Source organism: Streptomyces sp. NPDC026246, assembly GCF_055567995.1.
The window spans coordinates 68596-92600 of record NZ_JBVHPJ010000011.1; the positions used below are offsets into that span (position 1 = coordinate 68596).

At 70.8% G+C, this 24005-nt stretch carries 21 protein-coding genes; 10 read left to right on the forward strand and 11 right to left on the reverse strand.

All coding sequences use genetic code 11. The annotated features are described in order from the left end of the window. Window positions 1-123 precede the first annotated feature (123 nt). From ACZ4M5_RS25755 to ACZ4M5_RS25770, 4 genes are all read right to left on the reverse strand, one after another. On the reverse strand, window positions 124-606 hold the full coding sequence (locus ACZ4M5_RS25755; protein WP_369196855.1) for an NUDIX domain-containing protein: 483 nt from the start codon (window positions 604-606) through the stop codon (window positions 124-126). 162 nt (window positions 607-768) lie between these two features. Next, window positions 769-1917 carry a cystathionine gamma-lyase gene (locus ACZ4M5_RS25760; protein WP_467740182.1) on the reverse strand — a complete coding sequence of 383 codons (1149 nt, stop codon included), beginning with the start codon at window positions 1915-1917 and terminating at the stop codon, window positions 769-771. Next, window positions 1914-2405: a low molecular weight protein-tyrosine-phosphatase gene (locus ACZ4M5_RS25765; RefSeq protein WP_467740183.1), complete on the reverse strand. Its 492-nt coding sequence runs from the start codon at window positions 2403-2405 to the stop codon at window positions 1914-1916. Before ACZ4M5_RS25765 ends, ACZ4M5_RS25760 begins: the two co-directional genes overlap by 4 nt. A 5-nt stretch (window positions 2406-2410) precedes the next feature. Further along, a complete protein-coding gene (locus tag ACZ4M5_RS25770) occupies window positions 2411-2788 on the reverse strand; it encodes a phage holin family protein (RefSeq protein ID WP_398109202.1) in 378 nt (125 codons plus the stop codon). A 59-nt stretch (window positions 2789-2847) separates the two neighbouring features. Here ACZ4M5_RS25770 and ACZ4M5_RS25775 point away from each other — a divergent pair, with 59 nt between their 5' ends. The 4 genes from ACZ4M5_RS25775 to ACZ4M5_RS25790 all read left to right on the forward strand — a co-directional run bounded on the left by ACZ4M5_RS25775 (window position 2848) and on the right by ACZ4M5_RS25790 (window position 5114). Beyond that, window positions 2848-3165: a cupin domain-containing protein gene (locus ACZ4M5_RS25775; protein WP_369196851.1), complete on the forward strand. Its 318-nt coding sequence runs from the start codon at window positions 2848-2850 to the stop codon at window positions 3163-3165. A 162-nt stretch (window positions 3166-3327) separates the two neighbouring features. Then, entirely contained in the window at window positions 3328-3540 is a 213-nt protein-coding gene (locus tag ACZ4M5_RS25780; RefSeq protein ID WP_333931721.1) for a DUF5326 family protein, read from the forward strand. Window positions 3541-3866: 326 nt separating this feature from the next. After that, a complete protein-coding gene (locus ACZ4M5_RS25785; protein WP_467740320.1) occupies window positions 3867-4580 on the forward strand; it encodes an IclR family transcriptional regulator in 714 nt (237 codons plus the stop codon). A gap of 99 nt (window positions 4581-4679) precedes the next feature. Further along, window positions 4680-5114: an SsgA family sporulation/cell division regulator gene (locus ACZ4M5_RS25790; protein WP_031115219.1), complete on the forward strand. Its 435-nt coding sequence runs from the start codon at window positions 4680-4682 to the stop codon at window positions 5112-5114. A 136-nt stretch (window positions 5115-5250) separates the two neighbouring features. Here the strand turns inward: ACZ4M5_RS25790 and ACZ4M5_RS25795 are convergent, their stop codons facing one another. Continuing rightward, on the reverse strand, window positions 5251-6816 hold the full coding sequence (locus tag ACZ4M5_RS25795) for a YibE/F family protein (RefSeq protein WP_467740321.1): 1566 nt from the start codon (window positions 6814-6816) through the stop codon (window positions 5251-5253). Between the two features lie 431 nt (window positions 6817-7247). Here ACZ4M5_RS25795 and thiC point away from each other — a divergent pair, with 431 nt between their 5' ends. Continuing rightward, on the forward strand, window positions 7248-9032 hold the full coding sequence (thiC, locus tag ACZ4M5_RS25800; protein ID WP_467740184.1) for a phosphomethylpyrimidine synthase ThiC: 1785 nt from the start codon (window positions 7248-7250) through the stop codon (window positions 9030-9032). A gap of 131 nt (window positions 9033-9163) precedes the next feature. Here thiC and ACZ4M5_RS25805 read toward each other — a convergent pair whose 3' ends face one another. The 3 genes from ACZ4M5_RS25805 to ACZ4M5_RS25815 form a co-directional block, all read right to left on the reverse strand. Then, window positions 9164-10033: a hypothetical protein gene (locus tag ACZ4M5_RS25805; RefSeq protein ID WP_467740185.1), complete on the reverse strand. Its 870-nt coding sequence runs from the start codon at window positions 10031-10033 to the stop codon at window positions 9164-9166. 183 nt (window positions 10034-10216) lie between these two features. Then, on the reverse strand, window positions 10217-11311 hold the full coding sequence (locus ACZ4M5_RS25810; protein WP_467740186.1) for a metallophosphoesterase: 1095 nt from the start codon (window positions 11309-11311) through the stop codon (window positions 10217-10219). Between the two features lie 292 nt (window positions 11312-11603). Then, on the reverse strand, window positions 11604-12716 hold the full coding sequence (locus tag ACZ4M5_RS25815) for a LacI family DNA-binding transcriptional regulator (RefSeq protein WP_398109207.1): 1113 nt from the start codon (window positions 12714-12716) through the stop codon (window positions 11604-11606). 431 nt (window positions 12717-13147) lie between these two features. Here ACZ4M5_RS25815 and hisC point away from each other — a divergent pair, with 431 nt between their 5' ends. Continuing rightward, on the forward strand, window positions 13148-14227 hold the full coding sequence (hisC, locus tag ACZ4M5_RS25820) for a histidinol-phosphate transaminase (protein WP_467740187.1): 1080 nt from the start codon (window positions 13148-13150) through the stop codon (window positions 14225-14227). Between the two features lie 34 nt (window positions 14228-14261). Here the strand turns inward: hisC and ACZ4M5_RS25825 are convergent, their stop codons facing one another. Beyond that, entirely contained in the window at window positions 14262-14654 is a 393-nt protein-coding gene (locus ACZ4M5_RS25825; RefSeq protein WP_467740188.1) for a cyclophilin-like fold protein, read from the reverse strand. 142 nt (window positions 14655-14796) lie between these two features. On the opposite strand from ACZ4M5_RS25825, the gene ACZ4M5_RS25830 reads away from it, so the two are divergent. The 4 genes from ACZ4M5_RS25830 (at window position 14797) to ACZ4M5_RS25845 (ending at window position 22022) form a co-directional block, all read left to right on the forward strand. After that, on the forward strand, window positions 14797-16302 hold the full coding sequence (locus ACZ4M5_RS25830) for a cytochrome ubiquinol oxidase subunit I (RefSeq protein ID WP_467740189.1): 1506 nt from the start codon (window positions 14797-14799) through the stop codon (window positions 16300-16302). Window positions 16303-16322: 20 nt separating this feature from the next. Next, window positions 16323-17327 (forward strand): cytochrome d ubiquinol oxidase subunit II, encoded by a 1005-nt coding sequence (cydB, locus tag ACZ4M5_RS25835; RefSeq protein WP_467740190.1) that lies wholly within the window; start codon window positions 16323-16325, stop codon window positions 17325-17327. A 12-nt stretch (window positions 17328-17339) separates the two neighbouring features. Further along, entirely contained in the window at window positions 17340-20828 is a 3489-nt protein-coding gene (gene cydD, locus ACZ4M5_RS25840) for a thiol reductant ABC exporter subunit CydD (RefSeq protein ID WP_467740191.1), read from the forward strand. 117 nt (window positions 20829-20945) lie between these two features. Further along, window positions 20946-22022 carry a M23 family metallopeptidase gene (locus ACZ4M5_RS25845; RefSeq protein ID WP_467740192.1) on the forward strand — a complete coding sequence of 359 codons (1077 nt, stop codon included), beginning with the start codon at window positions 20946-20948 and terminating at the stop codon, window positions 22020-22022. 48 nt (window positions 22023-22070) lie between these two features. On the opposite strand, the gene ACZ4M5_RS25850 is transcribed toward ACZ4M5_RS25845, so the two are convergent. Continuing rightward, on the reverse strand, window positions 22071-22958 hold the full coding sequence (locus tag ACZ4M5_RS25850) for a Cof-type HAD-IIB family hydrolase (RefSeq protein WP_467740193.1): 888 nt from the start codon (window positions 22956-22958) through the stop codon (window positions 22071-22073). A 70-nt stretch (window positions 22959-23028) separates the two neighbouring features. After that, window positions 23029-23931 (reverse strand): LLM class flavin-dependent oxidoreductase, encoded by a 903-nt coding sequence (locus ACZ4M5_RS25855; RefSeq protein WP_467740194.1) that lies wholly within the window; start codon window positions 23929-23931, stop codon window positions 23029-23031. Between the last annotated feature and the right edge of the window lie 74 nt (window positions 23932-24005).

Consider the following 24005-nt stretch of genomic DNA (forward strand, 5'->3'; position numbering starts at 1 on the left):
CCAGTTGTAGCCGCTCGCACAGCCAGCGGTCAGGTGCTGGTCGTTTCACGTGAAACACGGCGGAAGAGCACCATGACGTCTTCCTGCCGATGAGCCGGCCATGGCCGGGTACTGGCCACCGGTTCAGCCCAGGTCGGGCGCGTGCATGGCACGGACACCCTCGATGTTGCCGTCCAGGTAGTGCCGCAGTGACAGGGGAACGAGATGCACCGAGGCGATGCCGACACGGGTGAACGGCACGCGCACGATCTCGTACTCCCCGATGGGCTCGTCCACCTCGGGACCGTGGCGGAGCGAGGCGTCCATGGACTCCAGGTGGCAGACGAAGAAGTGCTGCACCTTCACACCCGTGGCGCCACCGTCGTCGCCGATGTGCTCCACGGTGTCGACGAAGCACGGCACCACGTCGCTGATCTTCGCGCCGAGCTCCTCGTACACCTCGCGGTGCAGGGCGTCGACGACGGTCGGGTCGTCGGGTTCCACCCCGCCGCCGGGCGTGACCCAGTACGGGTCCACACCCGGTTTCGTGCGCTTGATCAGGATCAGATCGTCACCGTCCAGCAGAACGGCGCGGGCGGTGCGCTTGACCACGGGTCGGACGGTCATGGGGAAAATGTGGCCCGGCTGGTTCCACGTGAAACATCGCCTCACAGGTCCGCAAGGGTTCCCAGGCTGAGGCGCTGCCCGTGCGGCCTCAGCACCGCCCGCACCTGCCTGCCTTCCGGCCGCCCCGCAGTCAACAGGGAACTGTCGCTGCCCCCGGGGGCATCAGGGCGTCGACGCGTCCAGAGCGTGCAGCAGGTCCGCCACCAGGTCCTCCGGGTCCTCGGCGCCGACCGAGAGGCGGATGAAGCCTTCCGGCACCGCGTCCCCGCCCCAGCGCCCGCGCCGCTCCGCTGTGGAGCGCACTCCGCCGAAGCTCGTAGCGTCGTCCACGATCCGCAGTGCCTCGAGGAAGCGATCGGCCTGCTCACGCGAGGGCAGGGTGAAGGACACCACGCAGCCGTAGCGCCGCATCTGCTGCGCGGCGATCTTGTGCGAGGGGTCCTCGGGCAGCCCCGGGTAGCGCAGTCCCGTCACCTCAGGGCGGTCGCGGAGCGTCTCCGCGACCGTCAGCGCCGTCGCGCACTGCCGGTCGACCCGCATCTGCAGGGTCGCGATCGACCGATGGGCGAGCCAGGCCTCCATCGGGCCGGGGATCGCGCCGACGATCTTGCGCCAGCGGCGCACCGCGGCCATGGCCTCGGAGTCGCGGCCGGCGACGTAGCCCAGCAGGACGTCGCCGTGCCCGGTGAGCTGCTTGGTACCGCTGGCCACCGCGAAATCGGCACCCAGCTCCAGCGGACGCTGGCCCAGCGGGGTCGCCAGGGTGTTGTCCACGGCGACGAGGGCGCCCCGCGCGTGTGCCGCCTCGGCGAGCCGCCTGACGTCGCACACATCGAGCCCGGGGTTCGACGGGGTCTCGATCCACAGCAGCTTCGCGCCGTCGAGGACGCCGAGCTGAGCGTCACCGCCGGTCGGGGCGGTGCGCACCTCGACGCCGTACGCCTCCAGCTGGGCGCGCACGAGGGGGAGCGCCTGGTAGCCGTCGTCGGGCAGGACGCACACGTCGCCGGTGCGCAACTGGGAGAAGAGCACCGCGGAGATCGCGGCCATGCCCGAAGCGAAGACGAGCGTCTCGGCGTCATCGTGCCCGGGGGCCTCCAGCTCACCGATGGCGCGTTCCAGCAGCGTCCAGGTGGGGTTCTCGTCACGGCCGTAGGTGTAGGGGCCGGCGGGGTCGCCCGGCAGGTGGAAGTGGGCGGCGAAGACGGGGCCGGGCAGGGTGGGCTCGTGCTTCACCGGTTCGGGCAGCCCGGCCCGCACCGCACGTGTGCCGTCCCCGGCAAGCGTGTGACCCGCAGCGGATTCGCTCATGCCGCTCTTCCTTCCATGTCCTCGCGCACTGCGGCGAGCAGACCGTCGCTCGCCGCCTCCACCATCTCAAGACACGCGTCGAAGCCTTCGGCGCCCCCGTAGTAGGGGTCCGGAACGTCGAGGTCGTCGCCGGCGGCGGGGTCGTACGAGCGCAGGAGCCGTACCTTTCGTGCGTCCTGTTCCGTCGGGGCCAGGCGGCGCAGGTCCGCGAGGTGGCCGGAGTCGAGCGCGATCACCAGGTCGAGGCCCTGGAACCACGACGGCTGGAACTGCCGGGCCGTGTGACCGGTGGCGTAGCCGTTCTCCGCCAGGACGGCCGCGGTGCGCGGGTCGGCGGCGTCGCCCTCGTGCCAGCCGCCCGTTCCGGCACTGTCGACCACCACCTCGCCCTCCAGCCCGGCCTCCGCGACTCGCGTGCGGAACACGATCTCGGCCATGGGGGAGCGGCAGATGTTGCCCGTGCAGACGAAGCAGACGCGGTACGTCATGCCGCTCAGTCCCCGTCCGGCAGGACGACGTTCAGCGCCCAGGAGACGACCGAGATGATCAGGCCGCCCAGGACGGCGGTCCAGAAGCCCTCCACGTGGAAGCTGAGGTCGAACAGGCCGGCCAGCCATGAGGTCAGCAGCAGCATCAGCGCGTTGACGATCAGCGTGAACAGGCCCAGCGTCAGGATGAGCAGCGGTAGGCTCAGCAGCTTGACGACCGGCTTGACCAGGAAGTTCACCAGGCCGAAGAGCAGCGCCACGACGATCAGCGTGCCGATCTCCTTGGCCGTGCTGTCACCGGTCAGGGTGATCTTGTCGAGCAGCCACACCGCGACGGCCAGGGCGCCCGCGTTGGCGATCGTCTTGACTAGGAAATTCTTCATGTGTCTGATCGTGGCAGACGTGATCGGACGCGGGCACAAGAGGCAGGGGCGGACAAGGCATGAAGGCATTCCGGCTGGACGAACTGGAGGCGGAGCGCGCCGCCAACGAGGGCGCCTACCTGCAGTTTCTTCGCGAGCAGAACATGTCGGTCGGCCTGTACGCACTCGACGCCGGCGAGCAGGATCCACAGAAGCCGCACCACCAGGACGAGGTCTACCTCGTGGTGAGCGGCCGCGCCTCGATCACCGTCGGCCTGGAGACGACCCAGGTGGCGCGCGGCAGCGTGGTCTACGTACCGGCGGGCGTGGCCCACAAGTTCCACCACATCACCGAGGACCTGAGGGTCGTGGTGGTCTTCTCTCCGCCCGAGAGCTGACGCGGCGCCTCGGGGTTCCCTAGGGGTTCGGTCAGGGGGAGACGGGGGGTGCGAGGCCCCCGCCGGGCCCCTTCGCGGACCTAGCATCGAGTGCAGGACACCAGAGATCCGCACAACCGACAGGACCCGGCGCGAACGGGCGGAGAGGCAAGGACGAGGGCGATGCGAGAGATCTTCGCGGGACTGCCGTGGTGGGTGAAGTGGGTCGCGGTGCCGGTCATCGCCCTGGTCGTGTTCGGCGGACTCATCGCCAGCGTGGTGGGGTTCGTCATCGGGCTGCTCTTCAAGCTACTGGTCTTCGTGGCCCTGGTCGGCGGACTGATCTACGTCGTACGGAAGTTCACCTCGAGTTCTTCGTCCCGCAGCGACTGGTGAGACCCGTGGGACACCGGTGGGGGTAAAGGGAAACGGGTGGGATCACCGGTTCCCTCGGGCGGGGGAAGTTTCCCGCTCGGGCCGTCTGGGCGCGGCGGCGGGCGAATAGAGTCCAGAACCGACGCGGGGACAACCCCGCGAGCGGCCCCCACCCGTGTATCCCGCACGGTCTCCCCCTCGCGCTCCGGGAGTGACCCTTGGTCCCCGCCGACACCGCCACCGTCCACCTGCACGCGGTCCCCGCGCAGCCCCGCTCGGCGGCGTGCGTCCCACCCCTGCCGCCCGCCGCAGCGCCGGCGACGCTCATCGGGTCCGTGCAGCGCGCGATGCGCCTGCTGGAGACCGTCGCCCGGCACGAGTACGGTGCCCCGGCCAAGCAACTGGCCCGCGAGACGGGGCTGGCCCTGCCCACGACCTACCACCTGCTGCGCACGCTGGTGCACGAGGGATATCTGCGCCGGGACAAGGGGCTGTTCTTCCTCGGCGAGGCCGCCGAGCGGCTGAGCAGCAGCGGAGCACGGCAGAAACGTCGCAGCACGGTGGTGGACGCCCTCGCGCACTGGCGTGACACCCTCGGCGTGCCCGTGTACTACGCGGTGTACCGCGAGGGCGAGATCGAGATCATGTGCGTCTCCGACAGCCCCGGTACCCCGGCGGTGGAGGAGTGGGCCGACTTCCGCGAGACGGGGCACGCGCATGCGATCGGGCAGTGTCTGCTGTCCCAGCTCGACGAGGAGGCCCGCCGGGACCACCTCGACCGCTATCCCGTGCAGGCGCTCACGCCGTACACGGTGCGGGACAGCCACAACTTGCTGAGGCGGCTGGAGCGGATCCGGCGGATGGAGCCGGTGACCGAACGTCAGGAGTACGCCTTGGGCGCGGTCTGCGCGGCGATCCCTCTCACACTGGGCGCCACGGCCGCGACCATCGCCATCTCACTGCCGGCCCACCAGGAGCACCGTCTGCTGCCTGCGGCCCGGCAGTTGCAGTCCGAGATCGGCCGGATGCTCGGCTCGCTGGCACTCTCTATCAGTATGTGAAAACTCACTCCTTGTGATCTGCTGTGTACGTTCAGCAAGATTCCTCCCAGTGTCAGAGGTTCGTACCCGGCCAGTCGACGGCGAATGACGGGGTTATCGATGCGCGAGTCCGTACAGGCAGAAGTCATGATGAGCTTTCTCGTGTCCGAGGAGCTCTCGTTCCGCATTCCGGTGGAATTGCGCTATGAGACCAGTGACCCCTATGCCGTCCGGCTGACGTTCCACTTGCCGGGCGACGCCCCGGTCACCTGGGCTTTCGGGCGGGAGTTGCTGATCGACGGGGTCGGCCGGCCGTGCGGGGAGGGCGACGTGCGGGTCACGCCCGTCGAACCCGACGCCCTGGGCGAGGTGCTGATCCGCCTTCAGGTGGGTAGCGACCAGGCGCTGTTCCGCTCGTCGACGGCCCCGCTGGTGGCCTTCCTCGACCGCACCGACAAGCTGGTGCCACTGGGACAGGAAGGTTCCCTCGCCGACTTCGACGCCCATCTCGACGAGGCGCTGGACCGCATTCTCGCCGAACAGGGCGCGGGCTGACCGGCCGTCCGCGCGGCACGGTGGAGGAACGCTTCACCGAAAGCCGCCGGACGGTTGCGGGAACGTTCTTGCGAGGTGCCGTCGTGACAGAGGGCGGGGTGCTGCCGCCGGGGAGGAGGGTGTCACCCGGGGCGCGTCAGCGCTTGCGGCGCCGGCCTCTGCCTCCACGCGCGGGCGCGGCGGCCTCCGCGGCCGGCTGCGATCCCGGGCGGTCGGCGGAGACCACGAGCGCCGCCAGGGCCGTGGTGACCGGCACCGAGGCGACCAGGCCGATCGAGCCGACCAGCGTGCGCACGATCTCCTCGGCGACCAGCTCGCTGTTGGCGACCGTCCCCACACTGCTCTGCGCGATCGAGAACAGCAGCAGCAGCGGCAACGCGGCACCCGCGTAGGCCAGGACGAGCGTGTTGACGACCGAGGCGATGTGGTCGCGGCCGATCCGGATGCCCGCGCGGTACAGCCCCCGCCAGCCCATCGCCGGATTCGCCTCGTGCAGTTCCCACACCGCCGAGGTCTGGGTGACCGTCACGTCGTCGAGCACGCCGAGCGACCCGATGATGACGCCGGCGAGCAGCAGACCGCTCATGTCGATCGTCGGGTAGAGGCCGTGGATGAGGCCGGTGTTGTCGTCGGTGTTGCCGGTGAGGGCGGCCCAGTCGATGAACACCGAGCCCAGGACGCCGATCAGCAGGAGCGAGATGAGGGTGCCCAGCACCGCCACGGAGGTCCGTGCGGACAGGCCGTGACACATGTACAGCGCGATGAGCATGATCGCGCTCGCGCCGACCACCGCCACCAGCAGCGGATTCGAGCCCTGCAGGATCGCGGGCAGGATGAAGAAGTTCAGCACCATGAAGCTGATGGCCAGCGAGATGAGCGCCATGAGGCCCCGCAGCCGCCCGACGACCACCACGGCGACCGCGAAGATGCCGGCGAGCAGGCTGAGGGGCAGCCGCCGGTCGACGTCCGTGACCGAGTACTGCAGGTCCTTCGGCGCGGAGGGCTCGTAGGCGACCACCACGCCCTGGCCCTCGCTCAACTGGCGGGACTGGTCGGGCTGGATGATCTCCGTGAACGTGCGGCCCTTGTCCGGGCCGGTGTCGACCCGGATCGTCGCCCGCTTGCAGGTGCCCTCCTCCTGCTGCACTGCGGACGAGCCCTCGGCGGTGGAGGTGTCGCCGGTGGGCGGGACGCCCTGCGCCCCGGCCTCCTTGCAGCTCACCTCCACGACCTTGGTGACCGTGGCCTGCTGCGTCTGCCGGTCGAATCCGACGCCCGTGCGCTCATGGGCCGGCGCACCTCCCGGCCACAGCACGGCCAGGCCGATCAGTACGGCCGCGGCGAACGGGATCAGGACAGCGGCGATGACCTTGCGCAGATGCTGGGAGACGGGTGCGGCGGGGCCGTGGCTGTGCGAGTGCCCGTGCCCGCCCCCGGGAAAGGGGCCGGAGCCGTGGCCGTTCCCCCGGCCCCCTCCGGGGCCGCTCCCGTGGCCGGGGCCCCTGCCGTGCCCGCCGCCGCCGACGCCGCTGTGCTCACCGCCATGGCCGTGACCGGTTTCGTGACCGTCTCCGTCGCCGGGGCGGAAACCCGCGTCCGGCTCGTATCCCGGCCCCGGGCCTGATCCCCGCTCAGCTCCCGGACCCTGCCCGAAGGCACCCGACGGACCGTGCCCCGGCCCTTCACCCTGGAGTGGCCCCAGCGGCCGTACCCCCGCAGGGCCGCGCCCGTGCCCGGCGACCGGCCCGTGGCCGGAACCGGCGGCCAAGTCGTGGTCGCCTCCCCGGCCGTTGCCGTTGCCGTTGCCGTTGCCGTTGCCGGCGCCGGGTCCGCGGGGCGGCTCGGGCGGTGGGTAGGGGGAGCGATGCGTGGTGGTCACCGACCGATCATCGCAAGAACGAGGGGGGCCCTCTGGTCACCGCGCCAAGATTGCCGCTAGCGTGGAGTCACCTTTTGTACACGCGGGAGCTCGGAGCACCGGGCTGAGAGGGCGCTGACCTTCGTCCCAGCGATGTTTCACATGAAACATCACCGAAGTCGAGTGATGTTTCCCACGGAACGTCGGAGGACGGAAGCCGCTGCGTCGACCGCCGAACCTGTTACCGGGTAATGCCGGCGTAGGGAGTAGGTCTCATGACCAACAAGGACGCACGCACGCCTGCCTCCGTTCAGGACGCACAGTCCGAGGAGGCCGGGAAGTCCATCGGCTGGCACAAGGCGTACCTCGAGGGCAGTCGCCCCGACCTGCGCGTGCCGGTCCGGCAGGTGCACCTCACCAACGGGCGGTCGGTGACGCTGTACGACACGTCCGGCCCGTACACCGATCCCCTCGTCGAGACCGACGTCCGCAGGGGCCTGGCTCCCCTGCGGGAGAACTGGATCGTCGCCCGCGGCGACACCGAGGAGTACGCGGGCCGCCCCGTCCGTCCCGAGGACGACGGCATCAAGCACACCTCACCCCGCGGTGGCCTCCGCAACCTCGACGCCGTCTTCCCGGGACGCCCGCGCCAGCCGCGCCGCAGCCGGGACGGCAAGGCGGTCACGCAGCTCGCATACGCGCAACGGGGTGAGATCACCCCGGAGATGGAGTACGTGGCTGTCCGGGAGAATGTGTCACCCGAGGTGGTGCGGGACGAGATCGCGGCGGGCCGGGCCGTGTTGCCGGCCAACGTCAACCACCCGGAGATCGAGCCGATGATCATCGGCAAGAGGTTCCTGGTGAAGGTCAACGCCAACATCGGCAACTCGGCCGTGACGTCCTCCATCGAGGAGGAGGTCGAGAAGATGACCTGGGCGACCCGCTGGGGTGCCGACACGGTCATGGACCTGTCCACCGGCCGCAACATCCACACCACGCGCGAGTGGGTGCTGCGCAACTCCCCCGTCCCCATCGGCACGGTGCCGCTCTACCAGGCCTTGGAGAAGGTCGACGGCCGGGCCGAGGAGCTGACCTGGGAGATCTACAAGGACACGGTCATCGAACAGGCCGAGCAGGGTGTGGACTACATGACCGTCCACGCCGGTGTGCGCCTCGCCTACGTGCCGCTCACCGCCAACCGGAAGACCGGCATCGTCTCCCGCGGCGGCTCGATCATGGCGGCGTGGTGCCTCGCGCATCACAAGGAGTCGTTCCTGTACGAGAACTTCGAGGAACTCTGCGAGATCCTCGCGGCGTACGACGTCACGTATTCGCTCGGCGACGGCCTCAGGCCCGGTTCGATCGCGGACGCCAACGACGAAGCACAGTTCGCGGAGTTGAGGACGCTCGGGGAACTCAACCGGATCGCGAAGCGTTTCCACGTACAGACCATGATCGAGGGCCCCGGGCACGTCCCGATGCACAAGATCAAGGAGAACATCGACCTTCAGCAGGAGATCTGCGATGAAGCCCCGTTCTATACGCTCGGCCCGCTGACCACCGACGTCGCGCCCGCGTATGACCACATCACCTCCGGCATCGGTGCCGCGATGATCGCCTGGTGGGGCACGGCGATGCTGTGTTACGTCACGCCCAAGGAGCACCTGGGCCTGCCGAACCGCGACGACGTGAAGACCGGCGTCATCACCTACAAGATCGCCGCGCATGCGGCCGACCTCGCCAAGGGGCACCCCGGTGCCCAGGAGTGGGACGACGCCCTGTCCGACGCCCGCTTCGAGTTCCGGTGGGAGGACCAGTTCAACCTGGCCCTCGACCCGGACACGGCCCGGGAGTTCCACGACGAGACACTCCCCGCGGAACCGGCCAAGACGGCCCACTTCTGCTCGATGTGCGGTCCGAAGTTCTGCAGCATGAAGATCTCGCAGGACATCCGCAGGGAGCACGGCGGCACCCGGAGCGAGATCGAGGAGGGCATGGCGCAGAAGTCGAAGGAGTTCGCGGCGAGCGGGAACAGGGTGTACCTGCCGATCGCGGAATGACCTGCCGCTCCACCTAGCGCCCGGGCGGCGGGTGTTCGCCCGGGCGGGTGCCCGGTCCACGCCTGCCCGCGGGCTCGTCCGCCGGGGAGCGTCGGGGCGCCGGGCGCTCGTCGGGGGGCGAGCGCCCGGCGCTAGTCCGGCTGGTGCTCCGGGCCTCCGAAGTCCGGGCTCGTGTAGTCCGGGCTGCTGAAGCTCGGCCGCGAGCCGCGCCCCCCGTCGTCCGGGCTGGAGAAACCCGGGCGGTCGTACCCGAGGTGCGGCATGCGGCTGACCGGTGCCGAGGGCGCGGGGTGGTGCAGCGCGGCGGCCGATCCGGGATCGGCGAGCGCCTCCCGCAGGAACGGCAGGATGCCCCGCTCCAGCAGGGCCTCGCGCCATTCCTCCCGGGCCCGGTCGACCTCTCTGCGCAACTCGCCGTACGGGCCCGTCTCGGCCGTCGGCTTGTTGCGCAGGGCGGTGAGCAGCAACCCGACCGCGGCGACCAGGATGGCGGCCGCGGTCACCGCGCCGAACACCCAGCCGGTGGTGAGCATGGTCCGGGCGAACCCCTGCTCGGGGTCGATCATCCGCAGGATGTAGCCGACGAGCAGGAAGATCGCCGCGGCGGTGCCGGCCAGGACGGGTGCGAGTACAGCGACGACGGCGACGGCGCCCGCGCCGGCGGTCTCGGCGGCGACCTCGCCCACGGTGGCGGCCAGCCCTGCCGCGCCCGTGCCGCCTTCGGCCGAACCCGTGTCGCGCACGGACGTGGAGGTGGACGGCGCGGGCTGACGGAGTTCGTCGCGCACCTTGACGTAGTGCTGGTACTCGGCCGACGCGGCGGCCGTGATGAGCGCGGTGGCGTTCAGCGCCATGGTGCGCAGCTGCTCGGAGTTGAGCCGCTGTCCGACGGCGGACAGTTCCGGACGGTGTGGGGCGGAGCGCAGCGCCTCATCGAGGACCCGCTCGTACTCCTGGCGGTCCTCGCTCAGCAGGTGCTGCGGAACGCTGTTCATGTGCATCCCCCGATGCTCCGTAGGGCTTGGGGCTCGGCATGCTGACGAGCCGTCGGGCAGAAACGGAGGGGAGCCTGCTACGGATAAGCCGATGGTAGAGCGGTGACGGTGTGCGGTGACAGGGGGTTTACCGAAATTGGCCCCTCGGCGGAAGGGCCCCGGGACGGCCGCTGCCGTCCCCGTGAACGGTCAGGTGGCCAGGGGCAGTTGCTGGACCAGCAGTTTCCCGGCCATCGTCACGCCGCCGTCCATCGCGATGGCCAGCCCGTCGGCGTAGACGTGCGGCCCCTCGACGACGGGGTCGGTGGCCTCCTCGTCCTCCTCGGAGCCCGCCTCGCCCAGCAGGTAAGGAATCGGGCTGTGACCGTGGACGATGCGGGTGCCGCCGTAGGTGTCGAGCAGCGAGCGCACGGCGTCGGCGCCGCCCTCGTCGCGGAAGGAGAACCGCTTGGTGAACTTGCGGAACAGGTCCCAGACCTCGTCGGCGTCGTTGCGCGTGAGCGTCTCGCGGACGGTGTCGTTGACCTCCTCGATGGAGCGGCCGTAGTCGAGGTAGGCGGTGGTGTCGGAGTGCACGAGCAGGTGCCCGTCCACCTCCTCGACGGCGTCCAGGCGGGCCATCCACTGCAGGTGGTGGTCCTGGAGGCGGTCCATGTCGGTCTTCTGGCCGCCGTTGAGCAGCCAGGCCGCCTGGAAGGTGGCGGTCCCGGCCCCGGAGTTGACGGGGGTGTCGCCGAAGCGCTTCGCGCCGAGCAGCAGCAGCTCGTGGTTGCCCATCAGCGCCTTGCAGTAGCCGCCGGCGGCGGCGGCCTCGGCGGACAGCCGCATGACCAGGTCGATCACGCCGATGCCGTCCGGGCCGCGGTCGGTGAAGTCGCCCAGGAACCACAGCCGGGCGGTGCCCGCGCACCAGTTGCCGGCGGCGTCGAGCAGCCCCTTCTCCTGCAGGGCGGCCACCAGCTGGTCGAGGTAGCCGTGGACGTCGCCCACGACGTACAGGGGGCCCTGCCCGGTGGCGGCGGACTGCGGGGCGGCGGCGGCTTCGGGTTCGACGGTCACCTGGACAGTGTCACCCCGGTTCACGACGGGAAGGTCGCGCTGGGTCGGCGTGTAGCCCTCGGGATACGTCTCGGCGGGCGGCGGAGCGACCTCGTCGGGGTGGACGCCGTGGACGTACGGACCGGTCTCGTGGACGTACGCGGGCACCCGGAAGTCGCGCAACGTCGCCGTCCGCTCCACCGCGGGTCCCTGACCGGCCCCCTGAGTCATCGACCCCTCCACCATCGCGCCGCATCTGCACCGCATCGGACTGCCTGGTCGTAGCGGCCCGCCGGTGTCGTGGGCCCATCATAGGAATGCGGATCGCGCCATGTGATGACCCAGGGGTGGTGAATCAGAGCAAGACTCCGGTTCGCCGCGGCTTTCGCCCCGATTACGCCGGGCTTCTACCACCGTGGGACCGTCCTCGTGCTTGTTCTCTTCGCGAGAACGATCCCCTCTCTCCGGGGGACCGGCCCCGTTTCCCCCGGAAGTACGACCTTCCGTCACCCGGGGGTGACCACCTGGAAGCGGGACCTCATGTCTCCTCGGGTGACCGCGGCGGGCTGACCGTCGTGCGCGGCGGCCGGCGCTGGGACGACGTGCGCACGATCAGCTCCGTCGGTATCACCTGCTCCACCGGTTGCTCCGACTCGACGCCCTCGATGGCGTCGATGAGGAGCTGGACGACGGCCGTGCCGATGCGCCGCGGCTTCAGGGAGAGCGTGGTGATCGGCGGTTCGGTGTTCGCGTAGACGGTGGACTCGCTGCAGCAGACGAGCAGCAGGTCCTCGGGGACGCGCAGGCCGTAGCGCCGGGCGGCGGCGAGCAGGTCGGTGCCGTTCGGGTCGAACAGCCCGTAGACGGCGTCGGGCCGGTCGGGCCGGGCGAGCAGCCGGTCGGCCGCCACGGCACCGGCGCACGGGTCGTGCGCCGGATAGGCCTCGTAGACCGGGTCCTGGCCGACGCGCTCGCACCAGCGCAGGTACGCGGTGGTGGACAGGTGGGTGTACGTGTCCGTGCTCGTGCCGGTCAGCAGGCCGATGCGGCGGGCGCCGGCGTCGGCCAGGTGGTCGAGGATGCCGAGCACGGCGGCCTCGTGGTCGTTGTCGACCCAGGCCGTGACGGGCAGCGCGCCGGCCGGACGGCCGTCGGAGACGACGGGCAGACCCTGCCGGACGAGTTCGCCGACCACCGGGTCCTGATCGGAGGGGTCGATGACGACCGTGCCGTCCAGGGCGACGTTCGACCACACGTCGTGCCGGGAGGTCGCGGGCAGGATGACGAGGGCGTAGCCGCGGGCCAGGGCGGCGGAGGTGGCGGCCCGTGCCATCTCGGCGAAGTACGCGAACTCGGTGAAGGTGAAAGGTTCATCCCCGTACGTCGTCACGGTCAGGCCGATGAGGCCCGACTTGCCGGTGCGGAGGGTCCGGGCGGCGGCCGAGGGCCGGTAGCCCAGCCGGTCGGCGACCTCCCGGACATGCCGCCGGGTGGCGTCCGGGAGCCGGCCCTTGCCGTTGAGGGCGTCGGAGACGGTCGTGATGGAGACTCCGGCGGCGGCGGCCACGTCTCTGATACCCGCCCGACCCGGCCGGCTGCCTCGCCGTGAGGTTTCCGCGCGGCTCACCTGGTGCTTCCCTGCTGCTGTCATGGCGAGCCGATAGTAGGGCTCATGCGGTGGGGTAGGGCGGACGCATATGCACGCGTTGACAGACACGTTTCTGCATGATCATTTGGCATCAATTGCCTGCGAAGGCAAGGGTGTTGAGCGCTCTCATGGCAGTACGTGACGTGGTGGCGCGTGCGTACCTGCCCCGTGGCGGATGTTGCGAAGAGGTCTCAACTCACCTGCACGGGTGATGCGCGCCAGGGCGTGCACCACCGGCGCGTAGATATATGTGCGGCGCGCCCCCGGATTCGTACGCCTTCATACGCCGATGCCCTTGTTGCCGGTGGGCTGCCGGCCCCCTCCCGCGGTCGCTTCGCCGTGGCTATACGCAGCGGCGCCGAATCCTCATAAGGTGAGGAGTATTGGATGTCGGCGGCGGTCATGGGCCGCCGGTCTTCACGAGGAGGACTGCGGTGAGCGAGACGAGCCCCAAGCTGCGCGCCGAGCTGGAGGGGATCCCCACCTACAAGCCGGGCAAGCCCGCTGCGGCCGGGGGACCGGTGGCCTACAAGCTGTCCTCCAACGAGAACCCCTACCCGCCGCTGCCGGGCGTCATGGAGACCGTGACCGCGGCGGCCTGCAACTTCAACCGCTACCCGGACATGGCCTGCACGGCGCTGATGAACGAGCTGTCCGAGCGGTTCGGCGTGCCCCTGTCCCACCTGGCCACCGGCACCGGGTCGGTCGGCGTCGCCCAGCAGCTGATCCAGGCCACCTCCGGCCCGGGCGACGAGGTGATCTACGCCTGGCGCTCCTTCGAGGCGTACCCGATCATCACGCAGATCAGCGGTGCGACCTCGGTGCAGGTGCCGCTGACCTCGGGAGATGTGCACGACCTCGACGCGATGGCGGACGCCATCACGGACCGGACCCGGCTGATCTTCGTCTGCAACCCCAACAACCCGACCGGCACGGTCGTGCGGCGGGCGGAGCTGGAGCGCTTCCTCGACCGGGTCCCCGGCGACGTGCTGGTGGTGCTGGACGAGGCCTATCGCGAGTTCATCCGCGACCCGGAGGTGCCGGACGGCATCGAGCTGTACCGGAACCGGCCCAACGTCTGCGTCCTGCGGACCTTCTCCAAGGCGTACGGTCTGGCCGGCCTGCGGGTCGGGTTCGCCGTCGCTCACGAGCCGGTGGCAGCCGCGCTGCGCAAGACCGCGGTGCCGTTCGGGGTCAGTCAGCTCGCGCAGGAGGCGGCGATCGCCTCGCTGCGGGCCGAGGACGAACTGTTCGGGCGGGTCGGTTCGCTGGTGTGTGAGCGCACGCGCGTGGTCGACGGGCTGCGCGCCCAAGGCTGGACGGTGCCGGAGACGCAGGCCAACTTCGTGTGGCTGCGGCTGGGGGAGCGCACGGTCGGCTTCGCGGAGGCCTGTGAGCAGGCGGGCGTGGTGGTGCGACCGTTCCCGGGCGAGGGTGTGCGGGTGACGGTCGGCGAGGCCGAGGCGAACGACATCTTCCTGAAGGTGACGGAAGGGTTCCGCAGGGAGCTCTGAACGAGCGGGACAACCGTTGCGGAGCCGGTCGGCGTCAGTCGTCGACCGGCTCCACGCGTATCGGGTCACCGTCAGTGACCGTGGCCAGCACTCGGGGATCGCCGTCGGCGCGGCCCATGACATTGCACGGGCTGGCGAGACGGCACTCGTCGCCCTGGGAGATCGGCGTAGGCCCATAGGGGAGCGCCAGTGCGTCGCCGTCCATCCAGAAGACGACCGTGCCCGGCTCGACGATCTGCCGAGCGTCCGTTTCACGTGAAACCGACACTCCCGTGTCGAAATACACCTCTTCACCCCAGGTCCGGGCGGTGGATACCAGAGGCAGTGTCTTGATGAGGGCTTTCGCGGTCGGGGTGTCGTCGAGGGTCGCGGTGAGGTGCCCGGAGGGCCAGGAGATCCGGATCCGGGTAGGCGTCTGAGGCTGCATGCGACAGATTCAACATTATGTTGAAGTTCCCGCCAAGGGTTGACGAGCGTCACACAGGGCCCCCTCCTGACCTCGAAAGTGCGTGCTGCATAATGGCTTGTGAATGTGAACGCTTTCACAAGCGTAAGTAAGGAGCGGCGACGTGGACCTGGCTCTGGCGCCGGAGACCCTGGCGCGATGGCAGTTCGGCATCACCACCGTCTACCACTTCCTGTTCGTGCCCCTGACGATCTCGCTGGCCGCGCTGACGGCCGGTCTGCAGACCGCCTGGGTGCGGACGGAGAAGGAGAAGTACCTCCGGGCGACCAAGTTCTGGGGGAAGCTCTTCCTGATCAACATCGCGATGGGCGTGGTGACGGGCATCGTGCAGGAGTTCCAGTTCGGCATGAACTGGTCCGACTACTCGCGCTTCGTCGGTGACGTCTTCGGTGCTCCGCTGGCCTTCGAGGCCCTCATCGCGTTCTTCTTCGAGTCCACCTTCATCGGCCTGTGGATCTTCGGCTGGGACAAGTTGCCGAAGAAGATCCACCTGGCGTGCATATGGATGGTCTCGATCGGCACGCTGCTGTCGGCGTACTTCATCCTGGCCGCGAACTCCTGGATGCAGCACCCGGTGGGCTACCGGATCAACGAGTCCAAGGGCCGTGCCGAGCTCACCGACTTCTGGCTGGTCCTCACCCAGAACACCGCGCTCAACCAGGTCTTCCACAGCTTCTCCGCCGCCTTCCTGACCGGTGGCGCCTTCATGGTGGGCATCGCCGCCTTCCACCTGCTGCGCAAGAAGCACATCCCCGTCATGCGGACCTCCCTCCGCCTCGGCCTCGTCACCGTCGCCGTCGGCGGCCTGCTCACCGCGGTCAGCGGCGACACCCTGGGCAAGGTCATGTACGAGCAGCAGCCGATGAAGATGGCCGCCGCCGAGGCGCTGTGGGACGGCGAGAAGCCGGCGCCCTTCTCGGTCTTCGCGTACGGGGACGTCGACGAGGGCCACAACAAGGTCGCCCTGGAGATCCCCGGCCTGCTCTCCTTCCTGGCCCACAGCGACTTCGAGTCGTACGTGCCGGGCATCAACGACACCAACAAGGCGCTCCAGGAGAAGTTCGGCCCCGGCGACTACAAGCCCATCGTCCCCGTCGCCTACTGGGGCTTCCGCTGGATGATCGGGTTCGGCATGGCGTCGTTCTCGATCGGCCTGCTCGGACTGTGGCTCACCCGCAAGAAGTTCCTGCTGCCGGCCGCCTGGCGCACCGGCGACGACGAGGTGCCGCATCTGGTACTGCTGCGCAAGCCGCTGCAGCCGCGTCTCACCCGCCTGTACTGGCTGACGGCGGTCTGGACGATGGCCTTCCCGCTGATCGCGAACGCGTGGGGCTGGATCTTCACCGAGATGGGCCGTCAGCCCTGGGTCGTCTACGGCCTGTTCCAGACGCGTGACGCGGTCTCCCCCGGCGTCTCCCAGGCCGAGGTCCTCACTTCGATGATCGTCCTCACCACGCTGTACGCCATCCTCGCCGTGATCGAGGTCAAGCTGCTCGTGAAGTACGTGAAGGCCGGGCCGCCCGAGCTCACCGAGGCCGACCTCAACCCGCCCACGAAGATCGGCGGCGACTCCCGGGACGCCGACAAGCCGATGGCCTTCTCGTACTAGGCCGAGGGAGCTGCACAGTCATGGAACTGCACGACGTCTGGTTCGTCCTGATCGCCGTCCTGTGGACCGGCTACTTCTTCCTGGAGGGCTTCGACTTCGGGGTCGGGGTGCTCACGAAGCTGCTGGCCCGCAACCGGCCCGAGAAGCGGGTCCTGATCAACACCATCGGACCCGTCTGGGACGGGAACGAGGTGTGGCTGCTCTCGGCCGGCGGCGCGACCTTCGCGGCCTTCCCCGAGTGGTACGCCACGCTCTTCTCCGGCTTCTACCTGCCGCTGCTGCTGATCCTGGTCTGCCTGATCGTTAGGGGCGTGGCCTTCGAGTACCGCGTGAAGCGTCCCGAGGAGCAGTGGCAGCGCAACTGGGAGACGGCGATCTTCTGGACCTCGCTCCTTCCGGCCTTCCTGTGGGGTGTGGCCTTCGGCAACATCGTGCGGGGCGTGAAGCTCGACCGGGACTTCAACTACGCCGGTGGCGTCCTGGACCTGCTCAACCCGTACGCGCTGCTGGGCGGTCTGGTGACGCTGACGCTGTTCACGTTCCACGGGACGGTGTTCGTCGGCCTCAAGACCGTCGGGGAGATCCGCGAGCGGGCGCGGACGCTGGCGCTGCGGGTCGGTGCGGTCACCGCCGTGCTGGCGCTCGCCTTCCTGCTGTGGACGCAGGCCGACCGCGGTGACGGCACGTCACTGGTCGCGCTGGTCGTGGCCGTGGCGGCGCTGGTCGTGGCCCTGGGTGCCGCACGGGCCGGACGTGAGGGCTGGGCGTTCGCCCTGTCGGGCATCACGATCGTCGCCACCGTGGCGATGCTGTTCCTGACGCTGTTCCCGAACGTCATGCCGTCGACGCTGAACGCGGACTGGAGCCTGACGGTCACCAACGCCTCGTCCAGCCCGTACACGCTGAAGATCATGACCTGGTGTGCCGGGATCGCCACCCCGGTGGTCCTGCTCTACCAGGGCTGGACGTACTGGGTCTTCCGCAAGCGGATCGGCACGCAGCACATCGCCGATCCCGTGCACTGAGGTGTGTTTCACGTGAAACCGATCGATCCGCGTCTGCTCCGGTACGCCCGTGCCACCCGGGTGTTCCTGGTGGCCGTCATCGCCCTCGGCGCACTCGGGGCGGGGCTGGTCATCGCGCAGGCCATGCTCATCGCCGATGTGGTGGTCGGGGCGTTCCAGCAGCGCATGACGGTGTCGGGCCTCACCACTCCCCTGGTGCTGCTGGCCGCCGTGGCGGCCGGGCGGGCGCTGGTCGGCTGGCTGACGGAACTCGCCGCCCACCGGGCGAGTGCGGCGGTGAAGTCGGAGCTGCGGGGGCGGTTGCTGGAGCGGGCGGCCTCCCTGGGGCCGGGGTGGCTGGGCGGGCAGCGCACCGGTTCGCTGGTCGCCCTGGCCACCCGGGGGGTCGACGCACTGGACGACTACTTCTCGCGGTACCTGCCGCAGCTGGGTCTCGCGGTGGTCGTGCCGGTGGCGGTGCTGGCGCGGATCGTCACCGAGGACTGGGTCTCCGCGGCGATCATCGTCGGCACTCTTCCGCTCATCCCCGTTTTCATGGTGCTGATCGGCTGGGCCACCCAGTCCCGGATGGACCGTCAGTGGCGTCTGCTGTCGCGGCTGTCCGGGCACTTCCTGGACGTGGTCGCCGGGCTGCCGACGTTGAAGGTCTTCGGCCGGGCCAAGGCGCAGGCGGAGTCGATCCGGCGGATCACCGGCGCGTACCGGCGGGCGACCATGCGGACGCTGCGGATCGCCTTCCTGTCCTCCTTCGCGCTCGAACTGCTCGCGACGATCTCGGTGGCACTGGTCGCCGTGACCATCGGCATGCGGCTCGTGCACGGCGAGATGGACCTCTCCGTCGGCCTGGTCATCCTGATCCTGGCACCCGAGGCGTATCTGCCGCTGCGGCAGGTGGGCGCGCAGTACCACGCGGCGGCGGAGGGGCTGGCGGCGGCGGAGGAGATCTTCGAGGTCCTGGAGACTCCCCTGCCGGTGTCCGGCTCCGCGACCGTGCCGGAGGGCGCGCTGTCCTTCGAGGACGTCACCGTCCGGTACCCGGGCCGCTCCACGGACGCCGTCTCGGGGATCTCCTTCTCCGTCGAGCCCGGGGAGACGGTCGCGCTCGTCGGCCCCAGCGGCGCGGGCAAATCGACACTGCTGGACGTGCTCCTCGGGTTCGTCCGGCCTGCCGGGGGACGGGTCCGGGCCGGCGGAACCGACCTGGCGGACGCCGACCTGGAGCAGTGGCGGTCCCGCATCGCCTGGGTTCCGCAGCGACCGCACCTGTACGCCGGGACGATCGCCGAGAACGTACGGCTGGCACGGCCCGACGCGGACGACGGCGCCGTACGGCGGGCGTTGCGGGACGCCGGGGCACTGGAGTTCGTGGACACGCTGCCCGAGGGCGCCGCCACAGTGCTCGGCGAGGGCGGGACCGGGCTGTCGGCCGGGCAGAGGCAACGGCTGGCGCTGGCCCGGGCGTTCCTCGCCGACCGGCCCGTGCTGCTGCTCGACGAGCCGACCGCTGCTCTGGACGGGGCCACCGAGGCGGAGGTCGTGGCAGCGGTGCGGCGCTTGGCGGCCGGCCGGACGGTGCTGCTCGTCGTGCACCGGCCGGCGCTGCTGGAGGTGGCGGACCGGGTGGTGCGCCTGGGGGAGTCCGAGACGCCCGCCGTACCGGTGGTACGACCTGCCGTCCGGGAAGGCGGGGCGCGTCCGGCCGGTGTCGCGCAGCCGGCCGTTCCCCCGGACGTCCTGGACCGGCCCGCGCCGGGCGGGATCCTCGGCCGGGTACGGGCCATGTCCGGTGCCCGGCGCGGCCGGCTGGGGCTCGCGCTGCTGCTCGGTTCGCTCGCCCTGGGCAGCGCGGTCGGGCTCATGGCCACGTCGGGATGGCTCATCTCGCGGGCCTCGCAGCAACCGCCCGTGCTCTATCTGATGATGGCCGTGACGGCGACACGGGCGTTCGGCATCGGACGGGCCGTGTTCCGCTACGCCGAGCGACTGGTGTCGCACGACGCCGTGCTGCGGATGCTGGCCGACACCAGGGTCGCGGTGTTCCGCAGGCTGGAGCGGCTGGCCCCGGCCGGGCTGCACCGCACCCGTCGGGGCGACCTCCTCTCCCGCCTGGTCGCCGACGTGGACGCGCTGCAGGACTACTGGCTGCGCTGGCTGCTGCCGGCCGGGTCCGCGCTCGTCGTGTCGGCCGTCTCCGTCGGCTTCACGGCGTGGCTGCTGCCCGAGGCCGGGGCCGTGCTCGCGGCCGGGCTGCTCGCCGCGGGAGTGGGCGTACCCCTGGTGACCGGGGCGGTCGCCCGGCGGGCCGAGCACCGGCTCGCCCCCGCCCGCGGGACGCTCGCCACGCGGGTGACCGACCTGCTCACCGGCACCGCGGAGCTCGCCGTCGCGGGCGCACTCCCGGCGCGGATCGGTCAGACGCGCGAGGCCGACAGGACGCTCACCCGGATCGCCTCACGCGCCGCCACCGCCGCGGCCCTCGGAGACGGGCTCACCGCGCTGGTGTCGGGCCTGACCGTCACGGCGGCCGCCCTGGCCGGTGTGCAGGCGGTCGCGGCCGGACGGCTGGACGGCGTGGCCCTGGCCGTCGTCGTCCTCACCCCGCTGGCCGCGTTCGAGGCCGTGCTCGGGCTGCCGCTCGCCGTGCAGTACCGGCAGCGGGTCCACCGCAGCGCCGGACGGGTGTTGGAGGTCCTGGACGCCCCGGAACCGGTCCGGGAGCCGGAGCGGCCCCTGCGGGCACCCGCGTCGCCCTTCCCGGTCGTCGTCAAGGGCCTGACGGCCCGGCACGCGGGACAGGACCGGGACGCCCTCGGCGGACTGGACCTGACCCTGGAGGAGGGCCGCCGGATCGCCGTGGTCGGGCCCTCCGGGTCCGGCAAGACGACCCTGGCGCAGGTGCTGCTGAGGTTCCTCGACGCACGGGCCGGGGCGTACACCCTCGCGGGCGTCGACGCGTACGGGCTGGCCGGGGACGACGTGCGGGCGATGGTCGGGCTGTGCGCGCAGGACGCGCACCTCTTCGACAGCTCTCTGCGCGAGAACCTGCTGCTCGCCAGGAAGGACGCCGACGAGGACGATCTGCGGGCGGTGCTCGACCGGGTGAGGCTGCTGGACTGGGCCCGCACCCTGCCGGACGGGCTCGACACGCTGGTCGGTGAGCACGGCGCGCGGCTGTCGGGCGGGCAGCGGCAACGGCTGGCCCTGGCGCGGGCCCTGCTCGCCGACTTCCCCGTCCTGGTGCTGGACGAGCCCGCCGAGCACCTCGACCTGGCGACCGCCGACGCCCTCACCGCCGACCTGCTGGCCGCCACCGAGGGCCGCACCACGCTGCTCATCACGCACCGGCTGGCCGGACTGGACGCCGTGGACGAGGTGGTCGTGCTCGACGCGGGACACGTCGTGCAGCGCGGCCGGTACGCCGAACTGGCCGAGACGGAAGGGCCGTTGCGACGCATGGCGGAGCGGGAGGCGGCGGCGGAGTCGCTCGTGGGCGCCGTGTAGTCCGTTCCGTCGCCTGGGCCGCCCCGGCCGGTCCGCCTGGGCCGTTCGGGGCAGCCGGTCCCCCGGCCGTACGACGAGAACAGGACCGGGCGGCCGGGGCGGGTGACGATCGCTGACATGCGCTCATATCGCCGTCGTCGTCTGCTGGTTCCGGTGCTGCTGTGCGGGCTGGCCGTCCTCGCCGCCCGGCCGGGTTCGGCCGACGAGGAGTACGGCACCGGTTCCGGAACCGGCGGCACGGAAGCGGCCTCGGGCGGGCTCAGCGCCGAGGTGGTCCGGCTGTACGAGGAGGCCGCCGTCGCGACCCGGCAGTACGAGGCGGGCCGCGCGGAGGCCGAGGAGCAGCGGGCCAGAGCCCGGCGGGCGGAGGACCTGCTGGACGCGCAGCGGGAGCACATCGCGGCACTGCACGAGGACCTGGGCCGGATCGCCCGGGCACAGTACCGGGGCAGCGGGGGACTGCCCGTGGCCGCGCAGATGATCCTCGCCGACGGCCCCGACGCCCTGATGCGGGGTCAGCACGCCTTCGCGCAGGCGGATCTGGCACTGAACAACGCGATCAGCAGGAGCAGCCGCGCCGAGGCGCGGCTCGCCGCGGACGAGGCCAGGGCGGCGGCGCTGTGGGAGAGGCTGGAGAAGCGGAACGCCCAGCTCGCCGCGCTGAAGGCGGGAATCGAGGAGAAGCTCGCCTCGGCCCGTGAGCAGCTCCAGGGACAGGCGGACGCGGCCGTCGCCGCGGGCTCCTGTCCGGGAGCCGTCCGGCTCGACCAGCCGGCGACGGGCTTCACCAGCGCCTGGGTCGCACCCGTCGAGACGTACGAGCTGTCCGCGTCCTACGGCAGCGGTGGTGCACGGTGGTCGAACCGGCACACCGGGCAGGACTTCGCGGTGCCGATCGGCACGCCCGTGCGGGCCGTGGGCGCGGGCCGTGTGGTGAGCGTGTCCTGCGGCGGGGCGTTCGGCATCCAGATCGTGCTGAAGCACGCGGGCGGCTACTACACGCAGTACGCCCATCTCTCGTCCGTCGCGGTCGACCAGGGGGAACTCGTCGAACCGGGCCAGTGGATCGGCCAGTCCGGCACCACCGGGAACTCCACGGGACCGCACCTGCACTTCGAGGCCCGGGTCACGCCCGAGACGGGTTCGGCGGTGAACCCGGTCTCCTGGCTGGACGCCCGCGGCGTGGCACTGTGACCGGACGAGCCGCTCACCGGATCTCGCCCGGGGCCGGCGGGCCGCGCGCTACCGCCGTTCGGTCAGCAGCCGCTCGATCACGACCGCCACGCCGTCCTCGTTGTTCGCGACCGTCCGGCCGGAGGCGGCGGCGATCACGTCCGGGTGGGCGTTGCCCATCGCGTACGACCGGCCGGCCCAGGTCAGCATCTCCACGTCGTTCGGCATGTCGCCGAACGCGACGACCTCCTCGTGGGAGATGCCGCGCTCGGCGCAGCACAGGGCGAGCGTGCTCGCCTTGGACACCTCGGGGCCGCTGATCTCCAGCAGGGCGCTGGGGCTGGAGCGGGTGACGTTGGCGCGGTCGCCGATGGCGAGCCGGGCCAGGGTCAGGAAGGCGTCCGGGTCGATCTCGGGGTGGTAGGCGAGGATCTTCAGTACCGGCTCGCCGGCGGCCCGGTGGTGGGCCGACAGCAGCTCCTCGGCCGGGGCGAGACTGTCCGGTATCTCCATGTGCAGCTTCGGGTACGCCGGCTCCTGGTAGAAGCCGTAGGTCTGCTCGACCGCGTACACCGTGCCGGGCGCGGCTTCACGCAGCAACCGGACGGCGTCCAGGGCGTTCTCCCGGGCCAGCTCGCGGACCTTCACGAACCGGTGGGCACCGGGGCCGCCGTGCAGGTCGACGACGGCGGCGCCGTTCCCGCAGATTGCCAGGCCGTGGCCGTGGACGTGGGCGCTGACGACGTCCATCCAGCGGGCCGGGCGGCCGGTGACGAAGAAGACCTCGATGCCCGCCTCCTCCGCGGCGGCCAGGGCCGCGACCGTGCGCGGGGAGACCGACTTGTCGTCACGCAGCAGGGTGCCGTCGAGGTCGGTGGCGATCAGGCGCGGCGGGAGGGTTTCGGCCGCGGTCTCGGGCTGTCGGGTCGCTGAAGTCACCCGGCCATTGTCCCGCATATGCCTGCACGGACGGGCGGGTCCGCGCACAGGTGAGTGAATACCGCTTCCCACCAGGAGGCCCTCCGGCTCACCGCAGCTGTGCCGGCGCCTCCATCGCGATCTGCTCGAAGACCTTCTGCTCCGCAGCGAACTGCGAGTCGGGGATCGGCCAGTGGATCACGAGCTCGGTGAATCCCAGCTCCACGTGCCGGCCGGCGAAGTCGACGAAGGCGTCCAGGGACTGCAGCGGCCCCTGGCGGTCCGGGGTGAAGCCGGTGAGCAGGATCTTGTCGAGGCCGTTCATGTCCCGGCCGGTCTCGGCGCAGATGTCGGTCAGCTTCTCCACCTGGCGGCGAATGGCCTGAACCGACTGCTCCGGAGTGCCGTTCTCGAACAGCTTGGGGTCGCCCGTGGTGACCCAGGCCTGCCCGTGCCGGGCGGCGAGCCGCAGCCCGCGCGGCCCGGTGGCGGCCACAGCGAGGGGCAGCCGGGGCCGCTGCACACAGCCGGGGATGTTCCGTGCCTCGTGGGCCGAGTAGAAGTCGCCCTCGTACGACACGGCGTCCTCGCTGAGCAACCGGTCGAGCAGGGGGACGAACTCGGCGAAGCGGTCGGCGCGCTCGCGCGGGGTCCAGGGCTCCTGGCCGAGTGCGGTGGCGTCGAAGCCGGAGCCGCCCGCGCCGATGCCCAGGGTGATCCGCCCTCCGGAGATGTCGTCGAGGGAGATCAGCTCCTTGGCGAGGGTCACCGGGTGCCGGAAGTTCGGCGAGGTCACGAGGGTGCCCAGCCGCATCCGCTCGGTGACGGCCGCGGCGGCGGTGAGGGTCGGAACGGCGCCGAACCACGGTCCGTCCCGGAAGGTGCGCCAGGACAGGTGGTCGTAGGTGTACGCGGCGTGGAAGCCGAGCTGCTCCGCCCGCGTCCAGGCCGCACGGCCGCCTTCGTGCCAGCGGCGGTAGGGGAGGATCACGGTGCTCAGGTGCAGACTCATGCCATCGAGCCTAAAGGAGGCCGGCGGACCGGCCGTGTTTCACGTGAAACAGTCACGACGCGTGGCGGTCTCCG